This window comes from Calditerricola yamamurae, from assembly GCF_054654135.1.
The window spans coordinates 429,444-447,500 of the sequence record NZ_BAAIFH010000004.1 but is presented as its reverse complement, the minus strand read 5'-3'; the positions used below and the strand labels follow the sequence as shown (position 1 = coordinate 447,500).

The following is an 18,057-nucleotide window of genomic DNA, read 5'->3' as shown; positions in this document are numbered from 1 at the left end:
AAGGGGAAGGGTGAGCGCCTTTCGGCGCGAAGCCCTGAACCGAAGCCCCAGTAAACGGCGGCCGTAACTATAACGGTCCTAAGGTAGCGAAATTCCTTGTCGGGTAAGTTCCGACCCGCACGAAAGGCGTAACGACTTGGGCACTGTCTCGGCGAGGGATCCGGTGAAATCGTAGTACCTGTGAAGATGCAGGTTACCCGCGACTAGACGGCAAGACCCCGTGGAGCTTTACTGCAGCCTGATATTGAATTTTGGTGCGGCCTGTACAGGATAGGTGGGAGCCTGCGAACCCAGGCCGCCAGGCCTGGCGGAGGCGCCGGTGGGATACCACCCTGGCCGTACCGAAATTCTAACCCGCGACCGTCACCCGGTCGGGGAACAGTGTCAGGCGGGCAGTTTGACTGGGGCGGTCGCCTCCTAAACGGTAACGGAGGCGCCCAAAGGTTCCCTCAGCGCGGTCGGAAATCGCGCGTCGAGTGCAAAGGCAGAAGGGAGCCTGACTGCAAGACCGACAGGTCGAGCAGGGACGAAAGTCGGGCTTAGTGATCCGGTGGTCCCGCGTGGAAGGGCCATCGCTCAACGGATAAAAGCTACCCCGGGGATAACAGGCTGATCTCCCCCAAGAGTCCACATCGACGGGGAGGTTTGGCACCTCGATGTCGGCTCGTCGCATCCTGGGGCTGAAGTCGGTCCCAAGGGTTGGGCTGTTCGCCCATTAAAGCGGCACGTGAGCTGGGTTCAGAACGTCGTGAGACAGTTCGGTCCCTATCTGTCGCGGGCGCAGGAAATCTGAGAGGAGCTGCCCCTAGTACGAGAGGACCGGGGTGGACGCACCGCTGGTGTACCAGTTGTCCCGCCAGGGGCACCGCTGGGTAGCCATGTGCGGCCGGGATAAGCGCTGAAAGCATCTAAGCGCGAAGCCCCCCTCAAGATCAGATTTCCCACCGGGTTAACCGGGTAAGACCCCTCGGAGATGACGAGGTCGATCGGCCCGAGGTGTAAGCGCGGTAACGCGTTCAGCCGACGGGTCCGAATCGGTCGAGGGCTTAACCCACTCCCCACACCCCGCGGTCCGGTTTTCAGGGTGCAACCGCACCCGACGAATAGAAAATTCCTCTTGCAAAATCGAACCTGATGTTATAAAATAATTGGTGTCTGGTGACGATAGCGGAGGGGACACACCCGTTCCCATCCCGAACACGGAAGTTAAGCCCTCCAGCGCCGATGGTACTTGGGGCGCGAGCCCCTGGGAGAGTAGGTCGTCGCCAGGCACGACGTTCCGCAGTAGCTCAACGGTAGAGCGGCCGGCTGTTAACCGGTAGGTTGCAGGTTCGAATCCTGCCTGCGGAGCCATTCCTGCTCCCATAGCTCAGTTGGTAGAGCGCTTCCATGGTAAGGAAGAGGTCACCGGTTCAAGTCCGGTTGGGAGCTCCAGTCGTGGCCCGTTGGCGAAGTGGTTAACGCACCAGATTTTCAATCTGGCATGCAGGGGTTCGAATCCCCTACGGGTCACCACGTGGACGGTTAGCTCAGTTGGGAGAGCGCTTGCTTCACACGCAAGAGGTCGGCGGTTCGATCCCGTCACCGTCCACCATCCTTGGAGGGGTACCGAAGTGGCCAAACGGGGCAGACTGTAAATCTGCTGGCGTTGCCTTCGTAGGTTCGAATCCTACCCCCTCCACCACTGGTTTCGCTGGGGCGTAGCCAAGCGGTAAGGCAACGGACTTTGACTCCGTGATGCGTAGGTTCGAATCCTACCGCCCCAGCCAACCGTGAGCCGTTAGCTCAGTTGGTAGAGCACCTGACTTTTAATCAGGGTGTCGCAGGTTCGAGTCCTGCACGGCTCACCATTCCAAGCGGAAGTGGCTCAGTGGTAGAGCACCGCCTTGCCAAGGCGGGGGTCGCGGGTTCGAATCCCGTCTTCCGCTCCATCTCATGCGCCCGTAGCTCAGTTGGATAGAGCGTCTGACTACGAATCAGAAGGTCGGGAGTTCGAATCTCTCCGGGCGCACCACTTCTCTCTTCTGGTCGGGGTATAGCTCAGCTTGGCTAGAGCGCTTCGTTCGGGACGAAGAGGCCGGGGGTTCGAATCCCTCTACCCCGACCATGCGTGGGGCTGTAGCTCAGTTGGGAGAGCGCCAGAATCGCACTCTGGAGGTCGGCGGTTCGAGCCCGCTCAGCTCCACCATCTCTCGCCGAAGAGCCTTCGGGACATCCCGAGGGCTCTTCGCTTTTTTGTGGCCTTATGCGGCATAGATATGCAGGAATTTGTTGAGTTGAGTCACCACGGTGCACCCCACTAGAATAGGGGCAAAGCCGCTGGAAAGGACGGGTGCAACATGAGCCGGAAGATCGCACTTATTGGTGTGCCGATGGACCTTGGTGCCGACCGGCGGGGGGTGGACATGGGCCCCAGCGCCATTCGCTATGCCGGTGTCATCGAGCGCCTCACCCGGCTGGGCTTTCAGGTGGATGATATCGGGGACCTGCACGTACCGCGTCCGAGCCGCATGGTTGGTCAGGATCGAAACCTGAAGTATTTGCCGGAAGTCGTGGAAGTCAACCGCAACCTTGCCGCCGTGGTGTCGGAAAAGGTTCGTACGGGATACATCCCCCTCGTGCTGGGGGGTGATCACAGCATCGCCATCGGGACGATCGCGGGCGTGGCGGAGCGTTACCGCAATTTGGGTGTGCTCTGGTTCGATGCCCATGGCGACCTCAACACCGCTGAAACGTCGCCATCGGGGAACATCCACGGGATGCCGCTGGCCGTATCACTTGGCTATGGCCATGAGGATCTCGTGCACATCGGCGGCTTTGCTCCCAAGATTCGCCCTGAAAACGTGGTCATCGTCGGCGCGCGCGATCTGGATCCTGGGGAGCGGGAGCTGATCAAACGCATTGGCCTGCGCGTCTTCACCATGCACGAGATCGACCGCCTGGGCATGACCCGCGTCATGGAGGAAGCCCTGGCCATCGTGACAAATGGCACCGATGGCGTCCACCTCAGCCTGGATCTCGATGCCGTTGACCCCCACGATGCGCCGGGGGTCGGGACGCCGGTGGTCGGGGGCCTGACATACCGCGAGAGCCATTTGGCCATGGAAATGCTGGCCGAGGCAGGTGTGCTGGTCTCGGCGGAGGTGGTGGAGGTTAACCCCATTCTCGACGTGGAGAACCGCACGGCCAAGGTTGCTGTAGCCCTCATCGGATCGGCATTTGGCGAAACGTTGCTTTAGGCGCACCGACAGGCCACTGGTCGAACGGGGCGGGCAAGGGCGTTCCCTTTTCCCCGCACGGAAGCGCAACGGCCTATCGCGGCGGAAACCCCGCCGCGATGGGCCTTTTTACGCGTTTGTGATACACTAACGTTGGCAACGGGATTTGCAAGCGAAAAGCGGGTGAACAACGGTGATCAACTGGGGGCGGATTGCGGGGTCGCTGAACGATGTGGTCGACATTCTCCTCGTTGCCTACGTGCTGTACAAATTGATCGTGTTTTTGCGCGGCACGCGGGCCATCCAATTGCTCAAGGGGTTTCTCATGATCGTAGGCGTTTGGGTGCTGAGCACGTATTTTGAGCTGCGCACCCTGCAGTGGTTGATGTCGCAAGCGTTTACCTACGGGGTCCTGGCCATCCTCATCATCTTTCAGCCCGAGCTGCGTCGTGCGCTCGAGCAGCTCGGGCGCGGCCGGTTGTTCACCCGCGCGCTGCAAACTCCCCAGGAAACGGCGCGGCGCATGGTGGCGGAAGTGAGCAAAGCGGTCACGTACATGGCCAAGCGGCGGATCGGGGCCCTTATCGTCATCAGCCGGTCGACCGGCTTGGAAGATGTGGTGGAAACGGGAACGCCGATCGGCGGACGCGTGTCGTCCGAGTTGCTCATCAACCTGTTCACCCCCAACACGCCGCTGCACGATGGGGCGGTCGTGATTCAAGGGGAGACGATCCTCGCCGCGGGATGTTACCTGCCCCTTTCCGACAATCCGTTTATCGGGAAGGAGCTCGGCACGCGGCATCGTGCAGCGCTCGGCATTTCCGAAACGGCCGATGTCCTCTCGGTCGTCGTGTCGGAGGAGACGGGCCGCATTTCGCTGGCGATGAACGGCGAAATGTGGCGCGATTTGAACGACGAGACGCTTCGTGCGATGCTGGAGCAGCACCTCGTGCCGCCCCAGCGCCCGGTGCGCAACGGGTACCGCCTGTGGCCCTGGAAGGTGCGTCGCCATGGATAAATGGCTGAACAACAACCTCGTGGCCAAAGTGGTCGCCTTGTTGATGGCCGTCATGTTGTGGGGGGTTGTCCACATGGGCGAGACGGGCAGCGGTGACGTGCCCGGAACCTCCACGGAGTCCACGCGCGTTTTGGTCAAGGAGCTCAGGGTGCGCGGCCTGTCCGATACGGCGTACCTTTCCTCCATTGAACAAAGACAGGTGGAAGTGCGCCTGAGCGGTCCGCGGTGGCTCTTGCTCGATCCGCTCCTTGCCACGGATCGCTTCGAAGCGTACGTCGATGTCCACAACCTGTCCCCGGGCACCCATCGCGTTCCGGTGCGCGTCAGCGGCGTGCCGGAGGCGGTGCGGGTGACGGCATGGCCGGATCACGTGTGGGTGGCGATTGAAGAGAAGCGACAGCGAACCGTGCCGGTCGCCGTCCACGTCACCGGGAAACCGGCTGAAGGATTTGTCGCGGACACGCCCACGGTTCGACCGACAGCGGTGACGGTGTCGGGACCGAAATCCCTCATCGAACGGCTTACCCATGCGCAGGTGTATGTGGACGTCTCCGGGGCTGCGGAATCGGTGGAGAAACGCGTGGGGGTGCACCTGGTCGACACGAGGGGTGACATTGTCGACGTGGAGCGTCAACCCCAGACGGTTACGGTAACGGTGCCCATTCGTCCTACGGGTACGGTCGTCCCCGTTCGCCCGGGTTCCCTCGAAGGGGCGCCGGCTGCCGGTTATGTGGTTGCCGAGGTCCGCGTTGTCCCCGAGCACGTGCGGGTGTACGGACCCGCGGCCGCATTGCGGAACCTTTCCGCCTTGACCACCCCGCCGGTGGACGTCGGCAATCGAACGGCATCCTTTACCCTTTACCAGCGCCTCTCCTTCCCGCCCGGCGTGTCCGGGACGCCGGACACCGTGGCGGTGCGCGTGGAGATCGTTCCCGAAGCGACGCGCACGCTGCAGGTGCCGGTGACGGTGACCGGTGCAAAGGGGACGCGCGTGACGGTGGTGGAGCCGGCGGACGGGAACGTGACGGTGGTGGTGCGGGGAGAGCCAGACGCCGTGGCCAAGGTGTCGGAGTCGACCTTGCGGGCAACGGTGGACGCCGGGGCGCTGGCCCCCGGTCGACACCGTGTCGTTCCACGGGTGACGCTCCCCGATGAGCGCGCTCTCCGCGTCGATCCCCTCCCCCCGGTGACGGTGCGCGTTGAACCTGCAGAGGACCGGAGGACGGGATTGTAAAACGCACGAGCTACGGTAAAGGGGGATAGGCTATGGGCAAATACTTCGGGACTGACGGGGTGCGGGGTGTGGCCAACCGGGAGCTGACGCCGGAACTGGCCTTTCGCATTGGCCGCTGCGGCGCCCACGTGCTGACCAGGGACACCAAAAAGCCGAAAGTGGTGATCGGGCGCGATCCGCGCATCTCGGGGCAGATGCTGGAGGCGGCGCTGGTGGCCGGGCTCTTGTCGATCGGCGCGGAGGTGATTCGCCTGGGGGTAATCCCCACGCCGGGCGTGGCTTACCTGACGCGGGCGCTCGGGGCCGATGCCGGCATCGTCATCTCCGCCTCGCACAATCCGGTGGCCGACAACGGGATCAAGTTTTTCGGCGCCGACGGGTTTAAGCTGTCGGACGAGTTGGAGGCAGCCATCGAGCGGCTCCTCGATGAACCCGAGGACCGCTTGCCGCGCCCGGTCAGCGGTGACGTTGGCCGCGTGGAAGACTTCTTGCAGGGTGGCCAGAAATACCTGCAGTATTTGAAGACGACGGTGAACACCCGTTTCGAAGGGCTGCGGATCGTCTTGGATTGCGCCAACGGGGCGGCGTCGTTCCTCGCGCCCCAGTTGTTTGTCGATTTGGGTGCCGAGGTGGTGACCATCGCGGCCACGCCCAACGGCGTCAACATCAACGACGGCTGCGGTTCCACCCATCCGGAGCGGCTGCAAGAAGAGGTGGTGCGCCAGAAGGCCGATTTGGGCTTGGCCTTCGACGGCGATGCCGACCGCTTAATTGCGGTGGACGAGAAGGGCAACGTCGTCGACGGCGATTTCATCATGGCCATCTTGGCCAAGGTCCTCAAGGAGCGCGGCGCGCTAAAGGGCGATGCCGTTGTGGCCACAGTGATGAGCAACATCGGGTTCCATCGCGCCCTGAAGGAACTGGGGCTGCGCGTCGAGGTGACGGCCGTCGGCGATCGCCACGTCATGGAGGCGATGCGCAAGGGCGGATACAATTTGGGCGGTGAGCAATCCGGCCACATCATCCTCCTGGATTACACCACAACGGGAGATGGCCTGCTGACCGCGCTGCAGCTGACCAGCGTGGTGGCGTCGTCGGGCAAGCCCCTCAGCAAGCTGGCCTCCCTGATGCACAAGTATCCTCAGGTTCTCCGCAACGTGCGGGTCGCCAACAAGCACGCCTGGGCCGACAACGCCGCCGTCCAGGCCGCCATCCGTGAAGCCGAAGCGGCGTTGGGGGAAAGCGGCCGGGTGCTGGTTCGTCCCTCGGGCACCGAGCCCCTGGTGCGCGTGATGGTGGAAGGGCCGGACGAGGAGACGATTCAAGCATGGGCCGAACACATTGCCGATACCCTGCAGCGCGAGCTGGGGTGACGCGAGAAGCCGGAACGTTTTGCCGGGGCATGGCATATCCTGCAGCACGCCGATCCTAGACGGATCGGCGTTTCCTATGGTAGGATAGGACGCGTGGGGAAATCCCCGGCACTCACCAGGAAAGGAGGGCAGTGGGTTTTCGACGGAAAGCGCCAGCACTGCCGCGGAACGCCGTTGCGGCAGTGGACGAGGAGGAGGAGCATCGAGCAGTCGGCGGATGCCTCCCGGTGCGCTACCGGCACCGCAAGCGGTGCGCCGAAAACGGGGAGGCGACTCTCCGGACAAGGCGCCCGCACGGTAGCAGGTGCGGCGTTTGCCACGGGACGCCAACGCCGCGCGCAAGGATGACCACACCAGCGGTGCGACGGGGGCGATGGCCCCCGTGCACATCCGCGCGACGGGCCGTAGCCCCCGTCTGACAAAGGGGGATACGGAAAGACATGTGCGGCATTGTGGGCTATATCGGATCACGACAGGCGCAGCCGATTCTGGTGGAGGGGCTGCGCAAGCTGGAGTACCGCGGGTACGACTCGGCGGGTATTTGCGTATTTGACGGGACGGCGCTGCGCGTGCAGAAGACGGCCGGTCGGCTGGCGGCCCTCGAGGAAAAGCTGGCTGCCGTGCCGCTGTCGGGTACACTCGGCATTGGCCACACGCGCTGGGCGACACACGGTCGGCCGACAGACGAAAACGCCCACCCGCACACCGATGCGGAGGGGCGCTTTGCGGTTGTGCACAACGGCATCATCGAAAACTACCAGATTCTGCGCGAGCGGCTCATGGCCAAGGGCTACCGCTTCGCCTCGGAGACGGACACGGAGACCATCGCCCACCTTTTGGCCGATCTCTACGACGGCGATTTTGTGAGCACGGTACGGCGGGCGGTGGCGGAGATGAAAGGGGCGTATGCCCTGGCCATCGTATGCCGCGACGAGCCTGACAAGCTGGTCGTCGTGCGCCAGGCCAGCCCGCTGGTCATCGGCGTGGGAGAGGGCGAGCAATTCGTCGCCTCGGACATTCCCGCGTTGCTGGAGCACACGCGCGACGTATACATCCTGGAAAACGGCGAGATGGCCGTGTTGACGAAAGACGGCGTGACGATTACCAAAACGGACGGGACGCCGGTGAAACGCGACGTGTTCCGCGTCACGTGGGACCTGGCCCAGGCGGAGAAAGAAGGCTATGCCCACTTCATGCTGAAGGAGATCCACGAGCAGCCCAAGGCCATCCGCGACACGCTGAGCGGTCGCATCGAGGGCGATCGCGTGGTGTTCCCTGACCTGAAACTCCGTGCGGCCGAGCTGGCGGCCGTGGAGAAGATCCATATCGTCGCCTGCGGCACGGCCTACCACGCGGGTCTGGTCGGCAAGGCGGTCATCGAACGGCTGGCGCGCGTGCCGGTCGACGTCGAGGTGGCCTCGGAGTACCGATACCGCGACCCGCTGCTGACCGAAACGACCTTGGTGATCGTCATCAGCCAGTCGGGCGAGACGGCCGACACGCTGGCTGCCCTGCGCGAAAGCCGGCGGCGTGGGGCCAAGGTGCTGGGCATTGTCAACGTGGTCGGCAGCTCGGTGGCCCGCGAGGCCGATGACGTGCTGTTCACCTGGGCGGGACCGGAAATCGCCGTGGCCTCGACGAAGGCGTACACCGCACAGCTGGTCGTGTTGTACCTCTTTGCCCTCTACCTGGCGCAGATTCGCGGAACGCTGCCGGATGCCGAACGTGCGCGTCTGATCGCCGCGCTAACCGCGCTTCCCGAAAAGGTCGAGGCGGTGCTGGGGCTGGCCGACACGATGAAAGGGCACGCCGAGTCGATTGCCGCCGCTACCAGCCTGTTCTTCATCGGGCGCGGCCTCGACTACGCCGTGGCGCTGGAAGCTTCGCTCAAGTTGAAAGAGATCTCCTACATCCACTCTGAAGCTTACGCCGCCGGAGAGCTGAAGCACGGGACCCTGGCGCTCATCGAAGACGGCGTACCGGTCGTTGCCCTGGCCACGCAGCCTGACCTGCTGGACAAAATGATCAGCAACATCACGGAAGTAAAGGCCCGCGGGGCGCGCGTCATTGCCCTGGGGATGGCCGGCGAGGCGGAGCTGGCCAAGACGGTGGATGACCTGATCCTGCTCCCGCCGACGGATCCGCTTTTGATGCCGGTGCTGACTGTCGTACCGCTGCAGCTGTTCGCGTACCATGCCGCGGTGGCGCGCGGCCTGGATGTCGACAAGCCGCGCAACCTGGCCAAGAGCGTGACGGTAGAGTAATGGGATCGTCGTCTCGCGTTGCGTGTGGACGCGGACAATGCGCACCCCTGCCCGGGGAAACCGGGCAGGGGTGTTGGCGTTCTTAGCACCATCCCATATCGCAGTTGTCCACGTACCGGTTTACCTCAACGGCCGCCTCGCCCGCCGATGGGCCGTCGGTACCCGCGTGTACCTGGGGTTCGGACGGGGTCGGTGTCCCTTGATTTGGACGGTTGGCCTGCGGCCCCGAGGTGGAATTTGCCGGCGCGGCTTCCGCGCCCAGCGAACCGGTTTCGTTCGGGCAGGCTCCCTCGTTCAGCGATGGCCCGCCCCGCTCGGCGCGTTCGTCTGCCATGCTTGCTCCCCCCTTTCGATGCTCCGCTTTGCCGTTCCTTGGCGCATGCGATCGCGAGGTGTGCCGTTTGCGGCGCGGAGGGCAAACAGCCATTACCAGTATGCCCTTCCGAAGGGGGGTGCACACTAGGAGCGGAGGTGAGTGACATGGCGAAAAAATCGCCGGCTGGCACCAACGTTGACCGCGTCCGTCAGCAAAACCAAGCGTCCGCTCAAGGCAACAGCCAAGACGCGCAGTATTCCGCGACGGACGTGCAGCAGGTTCGCCAGCAAAACCAAGCCTCCCAACAAGGCCAAAGCCAACAAATGCAGTAACGATGCATGGGTTGTGCTGGGCCGAAAACCGGGACGCCGCTGTCCCGGTTTTTCATGTATAAAAACGAATAGGAGCCCGTCTGCATACGGGGCGCTGCGTGGACATACACATGTAGGGCAGCGGGAGGGACACCTGTGTACTTGGTCACGGCAAAGGAGATGCGTTTGATGGAGCAAGTGTTTACGGAGGAGGCGGGATTGCCGAGCGCCGTGTTGATGGAGAGCGCGGGGGCGGCGGTGGCGCGGGTTGTGGCGGAGCGTGTGGCCGCACCGGGGCGCGTGCTCGTCCTCTGCGGACACGGGGCCAACGGCGGCGACGGGTTTGTGGCGGCACGGCATCTGGCCGGTGCCGGCTATGACGTGGCCGTCTGGTTGGCCGGGGAAGAGGGGCGGATTGGCGGCGATGCGGTCCTCATGTGGCGAGCCCTTCGAGGGTCCGGGGTCGAGGTGGTTGTCTGGGACGGGCGTGCCGAGCCCCTGGTGGACGCGATTCGGGAGGCGGATGCTGTGGTGGATGCGCTGTTGGGCACCGGGGCTCGGGGAACGCCGCGCGGACGCGTGGGGGCTGCCCTGTCCGTGTTGGCCGCTTGCCGGCCGCGGCGGGGAATTGTGGTTTCCGTTGACCTGCCCAGCGGGGTAAACGCCGACACCGGAGAGGCGCCCCCGGAGGCGGTTCGGGCTGACGTTACCGTTACCTTTGGTGCGCCCAAGTGGGGCCATTTCTTGTTTCCCGCTGCGGCCCTGCGCGGGGACCTGGTGGTGTCAGACATTGGCATTCCTCCCGCCTTGGCCGAACGGATCGGCGTGGCGGCGCGCGTCATCACCCGCGATGTCGCGCGGGTCGGATGGCCGCCCCGGCCGCGCTTTTCGCACAAGGGATCCCACGGCCACGTCCTTGTCGTGGGAGGAAGCCGGTCCATGCCCGGGGCCGCCCAGCTTGCGGCGCTGGCTGCCCTGCGCAGCGGCGCCGGTTTGGTTACCTTGGCCGTGCCGGCATCTGCCGCCCCGTACGTCACCGGTCGTGACCCGGAGATTCTCGTGTGGGCGTGGCCGGACGAGGACGGCCATTTCGCCCCGGACAGCTGGCGGTGTCTAGAGGAGGGGCCCCGGCGGTACACCGTGCTGGCCGTCGGGCCGGGCGTGGGCCGATGGCCGGGAGGGGAAACGTGGCTGGCCCACCTGCTCCTCGGCTTTCCGGGCCCGGTTGTGGTTGACGCCGATGCCCTGGCCTTTTTGGCCAAAAGTCGTCACCTCCTTCGCCGCCGGGCAGCCCCGACCATCGTCACACCCCATCCGCGGGAAATGGGCCGGCTGTTGGGACGGGAGGAGACGGTGGCCGAGGCGGCGCGGCCTGAAACGGCTCGTGCCTTTGCCCGCGAACACCACGTATACGTGGTGCTGAAAGGGGCCTATTCCCTCGTCGCCTGTCCCGATGGCCAGCTGTACCTCAATCCCACGGGATCCAGCGCATTGGCGAAAGGCGGCAGCGGCGATGTGCTGACCGGCGTCGTGGCCGGACTGGTGGCGCAAACCGCCGATGTCCGTGCCGCGCTGCTCACCGGTGTCTGGCTGCACGGTCGGGCTGGGGAAAGGGCCGGTGATCCGGTTCCCCATGCTCCACTGGCACGCGACGTGATCGCGCGCCTGCCGGAGGCAATGGCGGAATTGGCTGTCGAAGGGTCGGCAATCCGCCAGACATATTTCCCAGGAAATTGACACAGGGCCCTCTCTTGTCGAAACCAGACAAGGGAGATGAAGTCATGCGGCGTCTGATTGTGATCCTGCTGATCGGGCTGCTCACCACGCTTGGGCTTGCGGGATGTGGCACCAAAAGCGCCGCCGATGTCGTCGAGGATCTGAACGACCAGCTCAACGAACTTACCAGCTACCAAGCGCGTGCCAACCTCCAGCTGCACACCGGGCAGACCCCGCAAACCTATGACGTGGAAGTGTGGTACCAAAAGCCCCATTACTACCGCATTTTCCTGCACAATGCGGAGCGGAAGATCACACAGATCATTCTGCGCAACGATGAGGGCGTTTATGTTCTGACGCCGGAGCTCAAGAAGGTTTTCCGCTTTGACAGCGACTGGCCCGAAAATCAACGCGTCTTCTATCTGTACGAATCCCTGGTGCAGAGCATTGTGGACGACGCGGAACGCAAGTTTGCCACCGACGGCGATCGTTATCTGTTTGATGTGGTTGCCGACTACCCCAACCGCAGCCTTGTCCGCCAGAAGATCTGGCTGCGAAAAGACCTGGCGCCGGACCGGGTCGAGGTGCTGGACGCCGACGGCAATGTAATGGTCAGCGTCGCGTTCCGCGATTTCCGGGCGGGTGTCACCTTTGACGAAAACGCGTTTGACAAGGAACGCAACCTGACCGGCGCGCTTTTGGACAGCGTGCCCGCGTCGACGCCGGCACCAGCGGAAAACCTGTCGGCGGTCATTCCCACCTATGAGCCGGAGGGCGTTTCGCTGGTGGATGTGGCCGAGATTGACGGCGGTCAGACGGTGGTGCTCAAGTATAAGGGAACGTACACCTACCATCTCTTGGAGGAGCGACCCAAAGCCATTGCTGCCAGTTTCCCATACGGCACGCCGATTGATCTCGGGTTCACCGTTGCCGTCCTGTCCGAAGGGGAGAAGCGGACGCTGCGTTGGACGTACGGCGGTGTGGATTACATGCTGACCGGCGATTTGCCGCTGGACGAAATGGTACGCGTGGCGATGTCCACGTTTGGGGCCACCGGCAAGTGACGTCGGTCCTCAGCTGGTGCGGCAGGAGGGGCCTGCCGCCTTTTGTATGGCGGTGGTGGGCGCGTTGACAGACCGTCCCGGCAGTGGTTACGATACGGGGAGAGAAACGAGATCGGAACGGCACAGCGCCACTCGACGGGTTGTCCGCTCGAAACCAGCGAGGGAAGGATCATGACGCCGCGAGCCATTCTCCGGGAAGAGCGACCGACATACCGCCTCTTGCTTCTCCGCAAAAACCATGTCATGAAGCGGGGTGAAACGGCGGCGTTTCTGATCGGTCTTGTGCTCCTGGGCGAGGTGGTGGGGTACGGATCGACGGCGTTCAAGGTCGGCGCGATTGGGCTCGCCATCGCGGTGCTGGCCGTTTCGCCCCTGTTCTGGAAATGGTGGTGGCAACCCCGATATGTCCTTACACCGGACGAACTGGTGGTGGAGACACGTCGCGCCCGGCGCGTCATCCCCCTGGAGACCATCGCGCCTGCGTATGACTTGCGCTTCATCTACCGGATTGACGGGCGGCGCACGCCCCTTCCCGTGTCCGATGCCTTTCTTGACGTGCTGGAAGAGCAGCTTGTTCGCCGAAACGTCCGGCGGCCCTAGGGGAGGGAAAGCATGTCGTATCGTCCCACTTGGTGCGAAGTGAATGTCGCGGCCATTCGCCACAATGTTCGGGCCTTTCGTCGCGTATTTTCCCCTGAGGTGGAGATCATGGCCGTCGTCAAGGCCGACGGGTACGGCCACGGCGCGCCGGTGGTGGCGCGTGCCGCCTTGGAAGCGGGGGCCACGCAGCTCGGGGTGGCCACCCTCGACGAAGCTGTCCAGCTTCGTGAGAACGGTTTGGGCGCTCCCATTCTCGTGCTGGGCCCGACCGAGGGGCGGCATGTTGAAGAAGCGTTCGCCCGGAAGATCGCCGTGACCGTCTTCGATGCCGACACGGTGGCCGCGGTGGCCCGTGCGACCGAGCGGCGGGGATGGGGGGCCGTACACCTCAAAGTGGACACCGGCATGGGACGTCTTGGCGTGCGCGACGAGGCGGAACTCATTAACCTGTATCGGCAACTGCTGGCGGTTCCCGCTTTGCGCGTGGAGGGGCTTTATTCCCACCTGGCGTGTGCCGACGAGGCCGATCCGTCCTTTTCGGTGGCGCAACATGACCGTTTTCGCCGTTTCGTCACGCGCATGAGTCAGGAAGGCCTGCCCGTTCCCCCGCTGCACCTTTTGAACAGCGCCGGGGCCTTGCGTTTTCGCGGGTGGGCCTATCGTCTGGTCCGTATCGGCATCAGCCTGTATGGCTACTACCCTTCGGTGCATGTGAAGACGGGCGAGGTTCCCCTGCGGCCGGCCCTTACGTGGAAAACGCGGGTTGCCCATGTCAAAGACGTGCCGCCGGGAACCCCGATCAGCTACGGGGCGACGTACCGGACGACGGAAGATCTGCGTATCCTGACGCTCCCCGTCGGGTACGCCGACGGCTTTTCACGGCTCCGCTCCAACCGCGGTCATGTGCTGGTTCGTGGCCGTCGCGCGCCCATCGTCGGTCGCGTGTGCATGGACCAGACGATGGTGGCCGTGCCGCGCCACTGGGACGTACAAGTCGGCGAGGAGGTGGTCTTGCTCGGGACGCAAGGCGCCGAACGCATCGATGCCGACGAAATTTCCCGCGAGATGAACACCATCTCGTATGAGGTGCTGACCCTGATCGGCAAACGCGTGCCGCGCGTACCCGTTGACGTGGAGGGCGGGGGAGAGGCGTAAGAAGGGGTCGTGGCGAAAGGAAGGCGTCTTCCTGTTTTGTGTGGATCCCGGAAACGTGATACGATGAGGGTACCCGGGGATGGGCATACCGGACATCGCAGTGGGGTCTGGAGGTGCATGCGGTTGTCCCGAACCGCGAACAAGCGAATCGTCGTCAGCCTACCGGTCACGCTGCTTCAAGAAGTGGACGGCGTCGTGAAGCGGGAAAAGAAGAGCCGCAGTGAGCTGTTCCGGCAGGCGATGAGGTTGTACCTGCACGAGCAGAAGAAGCGGCAAATTCGCGAGTCACTCAAGCGCGGATACCAGGAGATGGCGAGCATCAACCTCCGAATCGCCAAGGAAGCGATTTATGCCGAAGCGGAAGCGGAACACGTGGTGGACCGGTTGGTCAGCGGGGGGTAAGAGGGTGATTGTCAAGCGCGGTGATGTCTTCTATGCCAACCTATCGCCGGTGGTCGGTTCCGAACAGGGTGGCGTTCGGCCGGTACTGATCATTCAGAATGACATCGGCAACAAATACAGCCCGACGGTCATTGTGGCGGCCATCACGGCGCAGATCCAAAAGGCGAAATTGCCCACCCACGTAGAGATCCCCGCGAAACCCTACGGTCTCGAGAAGGATTCGGTCATCCTTCTCGAACAGATCCGCACCATCGACAAGCAACGGCTCACGGACAAGATCACCCATTTGGACGACGAACTGATGCAGAAGGTAAACGAATCGCTCCAGATTAGCCTGGGCTTGGTCGATTTTTGAGTCAAGGGCAATACGTTTTTGTTGGTACAAATCCCGGATGCGCGCCTTCTGCCGCTTTTCCCGATACGCGTATGCCCGGAGGCCTATTGTGGCTTCCGGGCGGCAGAGGATCGACAGTAAAAGAACCAGCATTCATTTAACACACGGATTTGGTGCAGGTCTTTGCCGAAAAAGGCGCGCATCAGCTGCTTGCGGAGCCAGAGCGGCATGGACACGCCTTTCCCTCCCCTCCTGCGTCCCCGTTGTGGTATACGCTATGTGGAACGGAACAAGGGTGTGCGTGTCTAATGCGATCGTGGGGCATTTTTGCCCTCCAATAGGTCGTCCTCAAAACGGCTCTAAGTCAATAACTGTGGATGGGAGGTCAACCAAGCCAAGGGTATAAAAGCGAGGAGCATCTTCCGCACATAGATTTCGCGGTTGCGGAACCCGTAGCTGATTCGTTTGAGCAGCTTGATCTTGGTGTGCACGCCTTCCGTGTAGCCGTTCGAAACACGCCAGGTGTGGTAAGCCAGAATCGCCTCGCGCCAGCGGCGGAGCGTGCGTCCCCACTGCAGGAGCGCGGCATCGCTTGCCGACTGGGCCTCAAAGATCACGCGGTCCAGGATGGCTGCGGCTTCGTCTCGATTGGAAGCACGGTAAACGTCTCGCAGCTGCTCTTTGACCCAGTGAAAGTGGGCCACGTTCTTGTGATGCTTCCGAATGGCGGCAAGCTGGGCAGCTTGGCGTTCGGTGAGGTCGTCCTCGTTCTTCAAAAGCGGCCATCGAGGCAGGCGTACCCCGGTCACCTGCTGTTCCACTAGCCGTGCTTCGTCAACCCGCCGATTCGCGTCCTGGATGACGTGAAACGGATCCGCCACGATGACAGCGCCGGGCAAAGCGCGCTTCACGGCATGGCGCCAAGCATCCTTCAGGTCGATGCACACGGCCCGAATCCGCCGACGAACCGTCTCCGGCAGCTGGCGCAAAAAGCGCTCCAGTGTTTTCATGCGGTCATCCGGCAAGATGGCCAAAAGGCACCGTTTTGGCCACACGCATGTGACCGTAACCATCATGTCACGGCCACGATAGCTGTGTTCATCAATGCTAAGCACGAAGGCATCGACATCCCGGAGGGCTTCCTCGAGATTTACCTGCTGGTCTACGTACCGAAGGAGCAGACGGCGCAAGGTGCTGCTGCTTGTTCCGCTTTCCTGGGCGGCACGACGGAAACTGCCCGCTTTCAGGCGCTGGAGCAAAAGGGCTTCGGCCCGTTCGGTCCTGCGTGCCCAGGGGCGAATACCAGGAAAGCGTTCGGTGAACACTTTTCGACAGGCCGTGCACTGGAAGCGCCGGGGACGTACCCAGAGGTAAACCGGTTTCTCGTTGCACCAGGTGTGCAGCTTCCGTTTCCATTCGCGCGCACGATCGTAGACGCGGCGTGTCAGCTGTCCACAATCCGGACACCGCGCTTCCTTACGCGGCCGACCGGCGTAGATGTGAATACCATCGGATTGATGCACGATACGGTAAACAATCCACGATTGTAAGCCGAACATTTCTGCGGTAAGCTTGTTCATAGGCGGTCGCGAGCCTCCTTCGGGATGTGATGTGCCTAACTATCCCTTGGCTCGTCGACCGCCTTTTCCTCTTAGATCCCACACTTTTTAGCGTAGAGCCCCTCAAAACTTGACGAGACGGGGAATTCTATGTTATAGTAAAAGCGCTCGTTCCGCAGTAGCTCAACGGTAGAGCGGCCGGCTGTTAACCGGTAGGTTGCAGGTTCGAATCCTGCCTGCGGAGCCATTGTGTGCGGAGAGATACCCAAGTGGCTGAAGGGGACGGTTTGCTAAACCGTTAGGGGGCCGGAATTGGCCCCGCGAGGGTTCGAATCCCTCTCTCTCCGCCAGTCAACGTGGCCCGTTGGCGAAGTGGTTAACGCACCAGATTTTCAATCTGGCATGCAGGGGTTCGAATCCCCTACGGGTCACCACATGGACGGTTAGCTCAGTTGGGAGAGCGCTTGCTTCACACGCAAGAGGTCGGCGGTTCGAACCCGTCACCGTCCACCATTGCTTACACGGCAATACGCCTTTTTTTATGGATATACGAATTCAATTCCATGTGGCGACTATGGCGAAGGGGTTAACGCACCGGATTGTGGCTCCGGCATTCGTGGGTTCGAATCCCACTAGTCGCCCCATCGTTGCACCGTGAGCCGTTAGCTCAGTTGGTAGAGCACCTGACTTTTAATCAGGGTGTCGCAGGTTCGAGTCCTGCACGGCTCACCATTTTCCTTTTTGCGGGTGTGGCGGAATTGGCAGACGCGCCAGACTTAGGATCTGGTGCCGCAAGGCGTGGGGGTTCAAGTCCCTCCACCCGCACCAAATCGATTGTCGTCGCTTCCCTTTTCCGTTACCGGAAAGAAGGGCTTTTTTCCTTTTTGAAACGCGTGGGTTAGTGGAAGAATGGGAAGATCAAGAAAAGAAAAGCTTGCGCCAAGGGCGCAAGCTGTTTTGTTTATGGGACTTAACGCTTTTTCTTCCGGGTGTTTCTATGTCCCAATCCGCCAATGTTCACTTCGCCAATGTCTACTTGCTCGAATTCCTGCTCTGCCTCCTGCTCTTGCTCTTGTTCCTGTTCTTGTTCTTGTTCCTGTTCCTGTTCCTGCTCCTGTTCCTGCTCCTGCTCTTGCTTTTGTCCCTGAACCTGAGTGTCTTTGTCGAGGATGGTGATCTTATTCCCGTTTTCAGGCGAGACGTGGATCGAGATTTTGTTAATGATTTGGATCTTTTGCTGCTGATCCTGGTCCGAATCCTGGTCAACATCTTGCTGTTGTTTTTGTTCTTGTTCTTGCTCTTGCTCTTGTTCTTGTTCCTGTTCTTGCTCCTGTTCCTGTTCTTGCTTTTGCTCTTGCTCCTGTTCCTGCTCTTGTTCTTGCCACTGGTCTTGGTCGAGGTCAACCTCGACTTTCACCTTTTTCACCTTCGCACTCGCCTTGGCGACGACGGGTTTCCGCTTTTTGAGAACAGGCTTGCGTTTTTTCTTCATA

At 62.2% G+C, this 18,057-nt stretch carries 16 protein-coding genes, 18 tRNA genes and 2 rRNA genes (1 of these 36 cut by a window edge); 32 read left to right on the top strand and 4 right to left on the bottom strand.

The genetic code is table 11. The features are described from left to right. The 18 genes from ACYQ0Z_RS03595 to glmS form a co-directional block, all read left to right on the top strand. Nucleotides 1–1,054 (top strand): 23S ribosomal RNA (locus ACYQ0Z_RS03595); it begins 1,911 nt to the left of the window's first position. Nucleotides 1,055–1,154: 100 nt separating this feature from the next. Next, a 5S ribosomal RNA gene (rrf, locus tag ACYQ0Z_RS03590) occupies nt 1,155–1,271 on the top strand. 7 nt (nt 1,272–1,278) lie between these two features. Next, nucleotides 1,279–1,353: transfer RNA gene (locus ACYQ0Z_RS03585), tRNA-Asn, on the top strand. A gap of 5 nt (nt 1,354–1,358) precedes the next feature. Beyond that, nucleotides 1,359–1,434 (top strand) — tRNA-Thr (locus tag ACYQ0Z_RS03580). 5 nt (nt 1,435–1,439) lie between these two features. Then, nucleotides 1,440–1,515 (top strand) — tRNA-Glu (locus ACYQ0Z_RS03575). Nucleotides 1,516–1,518: 3 nt separating this feature from the next. After that, nucleotides 1,519–1,594, top strand: a tRNA-Val gene (locus tag ACYQ0Z_RS03570). A 5-nt stretch (nt 1,595–1,599) separates the two neighbouring features. After that, nucleotides 1,600–1,684, top strand: a tRNA-Tyr gene (locus ACYQ0Z_RS03565). A 10-nt stretch (nt 1,685–1,694) separates the two neighbouring features. Then, nucleotides 1,695–1,769: transfer RNA gene (locus ACYQ0Z_RS03560), tRNA-Gln, on the top strand. Nucleotides 1,770–1,774: 5 nt separating this feature from the next. After that, nucleotides 1,775–1,850 (top strand) — tRNA-Lys (locus ACYQ0Z_RS03555). 6 nt (nt 1,851–1,856) lie between these two features. Next, nucleotides 1,857–1,931: transfer RNA gene (locus ACYQ0Z_RS03550), tRNA-Gly, on the top strand. 6 nt (nt 1,932–1,937) lie between these two features. Beyond that, nucleotides 1,938–2,014, top strand: a tRNA-Arg gene (locus ACYQ0Z_RS03545). 15 nt (nt 2,015–2,029) lie between these two features. Further along, a tRNA-Pro gene (locus ACYQ0Z_RS03540) sits at nt 2,030–2,107 on the top strand. Between the two features lie 5 nt (nt 2,108–2,112). Next, nucleotides 2,113–2,188, top strand: a tRNA-Ala gene (locus ACYQ0Z_RS03535). A gap of 151 nt (nt 2,189–2,339) precedes the next feature. Then, nucleotides 2,340–3,239 carry an arginase gene (gene rocF, locus ACYQ0Z_RS03530; RefSeq protein WP_459864453.1) on the top strand — a complete coding sequence of 300 codons (900 nt, stop codon included), beginning with the start codon at nt 2,340–2,342 and terminating at the stop codon, nt 3,237–3,239. A 175-nt stretch (nt 3,240–3,414) separates the two neighbouring features. Beyond that, nucleotides 3,415–4,236 (top strand): diadenylate cyclase CdaA, encoded by an 822-nt coding sequence (gene cdaA, locus ACYQ0Z_RS03525; RefSeq protein WP_459865113.1) that lies wholly within the window; start codon nt 3,415–3,417, stop codon nt 4,234–4,236. Continuing rightward, entirely contained in the window at nt 4,229–5,470 is a 1,242-nt protein-coding gene (locus ACYQ0Z_RS03520; RefSeq protein WP_459864451.1) for a CdaR family protein, read from the top strand. Before cdaA ends, ACYQ0Z_RS03520 begins: the two co-directional genes overlap by 8 nt. Nucleotides 5,471–5,502: 32 nt before the next feature. Next, nucleotides 5,503–6,843: a phosphoglucosamine mutase gene (gene glmM, locus ACYQ0Z_RS03515; protein WP_459864449.1), complete on the top strand. Its 1,341-nt coding sequence runs from the start codon at nt 5,503–5,505 to the stop codon at nt 6,841–6,843. Nucleotides 6,844–7,283: 440 nt separating this feature from the next. Further along, complete coding sequence (gene glmS, locus ACYQ0Z_RS03510) at nt 7,284–9,107, top strand: glutamine--fructose-6-phosphate transaminase (isomerizing) (RefSeq protein ID WP_459864447.1); 1,824 nt, start codon at nt 7,284–7,286, stop codon at nt 9,105–9,107. Nucleotides 9,108–9,189: 82 nt separating this feature from the next. Here the strand turns inward: glmS and ACYQ0Z_RS03505 are convergent, their stop codons facing one another. Beyond that, nucleotides 9,190–9,441, bottom strand: a complete 252-nt coding sequence (locus ACYQ0Z_RS03505) for a hypothetical protein (protein ID WP_459864445.1) — start codon at nt 9,439–9,441, stop codon at nt 9,190–9,192. Between the two features lie 146 nt (nt 9,442–9,587). On the opposite strand from ACYQ0Z_RS03505, the gene ACYQ0Z_RS03500 reads away from it, so the two are divergent. From ACYQ0Z_RS03500 to ACYQ0Z_RS03470, 7 genes are all read left to right on the top strand, one after another. After that, nucleotides 9,588–9,755 (top strand): gamma-type small acid-soluble spore protein, encoded by a 168-nt coding sequence (locus ACYQ0Z_RS03500; RefSeq protein ID WP_459864443.1) that lies wholly within the window; start codon nt 9,588–9,590, stop codon nt 9,753–9,755. Between the two features lie 135 nt (nt 9,756–9,890). Further along, the gene (locus tag ACYQ0Z_RS03495) at nt 9,891–11,471 is read left to right on the top strand and encodes an NAD(P)H-hydrate dehydratase (protein WP_459864440.1); all 1,581 of its coding nucleotides are present in this window, start codon (nt 9,891–9,893) and stop codon (nt 11,469–11,471) included. A 44-nt stretch (nt 11,472–11,515) separates the two neighbouring features. Then, nucleotides 11,516–12,514 carry an outer membrane lipoprotein-sorting protein gene (locus ACYQ0Z_RS03490; protein WP_459864438.1) on the top strand — a complete coding sequence of 333 codons (999 nt, stop codon included), beginning with the start codon at nt 11,516–11,518 and terminating at the stop codon, nt 12,512–12,514. A gap of 171 nt (nt 12,515–12,685) precedes the next feature. Continuing rightward, complete coding sequence (locus tag ACYQ0Z_RS03485; protein ID WP_459864436.1) at nt 12,686–13,114, top strand: hypothetical protein; 429 nt, start codon at nt 12,686–12,688, stop codon at nt 13,112–13,114. A gap of 12 nt (nt 13,115–13,126) precedes the next feature. Then, on the top strand, nt 13,127–14,269 hold the full coding sequence (alr, locus tag ACYQ0Z_RS03480) for an alanine racemase (protein ID WP_459864434.1): 1,143 nt from the start codon (nt 13,127–13,129) through the stop codon (nt 14,267–14,269). 117 nt (nt 14,270–14,386) lie between these two features. Further along, nucleotides 14,387–14,671 (top strand): CopG family ribbon-helix-helix protein, encoded by a 285-nt coding sequence (locus ACYQ0Z_RS03475; protein WP_459864431.1) that lies wholly within the window; start codon nt 14,387–14,389, stop codon nt 14,669–14,671. A gap of 4 nt (nt 14,672–14,675) precedes the next feature. Then, nucleotides 14,676–15,026: a type II toxin-antitoxin system PemK/MazF family toxin gene (locus tag ACYQ0Z_RS03470; RefSeq protein ID WP_459864429.1), complete on the top strand. Its 351-nt coding sequence runs from the start codon at nt 14,676–14,678 to the stop codon at nt 15,024–15,026. Nucleotides 15,027–15,109: 83 nt separating this feature from the next. Here ACYQ0Z_RS03470 and cmpA read toward each other — a convergent pair whose 3' ends face one another. Then, entirely contained in the window at nt 15,110–15,235 is a 126-nt protein-coding gene (gene cmpA / locus ACYQ0Z_RS03465; protein WP_459865110.1) for a cortex morphogenetic protein CmpA, read from the bottom strand. 129 nt (nt 15,236–15,364) lie between these two features. Continuing rightward, nucleotides 15,365–16,585 (bottom strand): ISL3 family transposase, encoded by a 1,221-nt coding sequence (locus ACYQ0Z_RS03460; protein ID WP_459863420.1) that lies wholly within the window; start codon nt 16,583–16,585, stop codon nt 15,365–15,367. 151 nt (nt 16,586–16,736) lie between these two features. Here ACYQ0Z_RS03460 and ACYQ0Z_RS03455 point away from each other — a divergent pair. From ACYQ0Z_RS03455 to ACYQ0Z_RS03425, 7 genes are all read left to right on the top strand, one after another. Next, nucleotides 16,737–16,811: transfer RNA gene (locus ACYQ0Z_RS03455), tRNA-Asn, on the top strand. Nucleotides 16,812–16,819: 8 nt separating this feature from the next. Next, nucleotides 16,820–16,914, top strand: a tRNA-Ser gene (locus ACYQ0Z_RS03450). Between the two features lie 8 nt (nt 16,915–16,922). Continuing rightward, nucleotides 16,923–16,998: transfer RNA gene (locus tag ACYQ0Z_RS03445), tRNA-Glu, on the top strand. A 3-nt stretch (nt 16,999–17,001) separates the two neighbouring features. Continuing rightward, nucleotides 17,002–17,077: transfer RNA gene (locus ACYQ0Z_RS03440), tRNA-Val, on the top strand. Between the two features lie 55 nt (nt 17,078–17,132). Beyond that, a tRNA-His gene (locus tag ACYQ0Z_RS03435) sits at nt 17,133–17,208 on the top strand. Nucleotides 17,209–17,220: 12 nt separating this feature from the next. Continuing rightward, nucleotides 17,221–17,296, top strand: a tRNA-Lys gene (locus tag ACYQ0Z_RS03430). A gap of 11 nt (nt 17,297–17,307) precedes the next feature. Continuing rightward, a tRNA-Leu gene (locus tag ACYQ0Z_RS03425) sits at nt 17,308–17,392 on the top strand. 142 nt (nt 17,393–17,534) lie between these two features. Here the strand turns inward: ACYQ0Z_RS03425 and ACYQ0Z_RS03420 are convergent. Further along, nucleotides 17,535–18,056: a hypothetical protein gene (locus ACYQ0Z_RS03420; RefSeq protein ID WP_459864427.1), complete on the bottom strand. Its 522-nt coding sequence runs from the start codon at nt 18,054–18,056 to the stop codon at nt 17,535–17,537. Between the last annotated feature and the right edge of the window lies 1 nt (nt 18,057).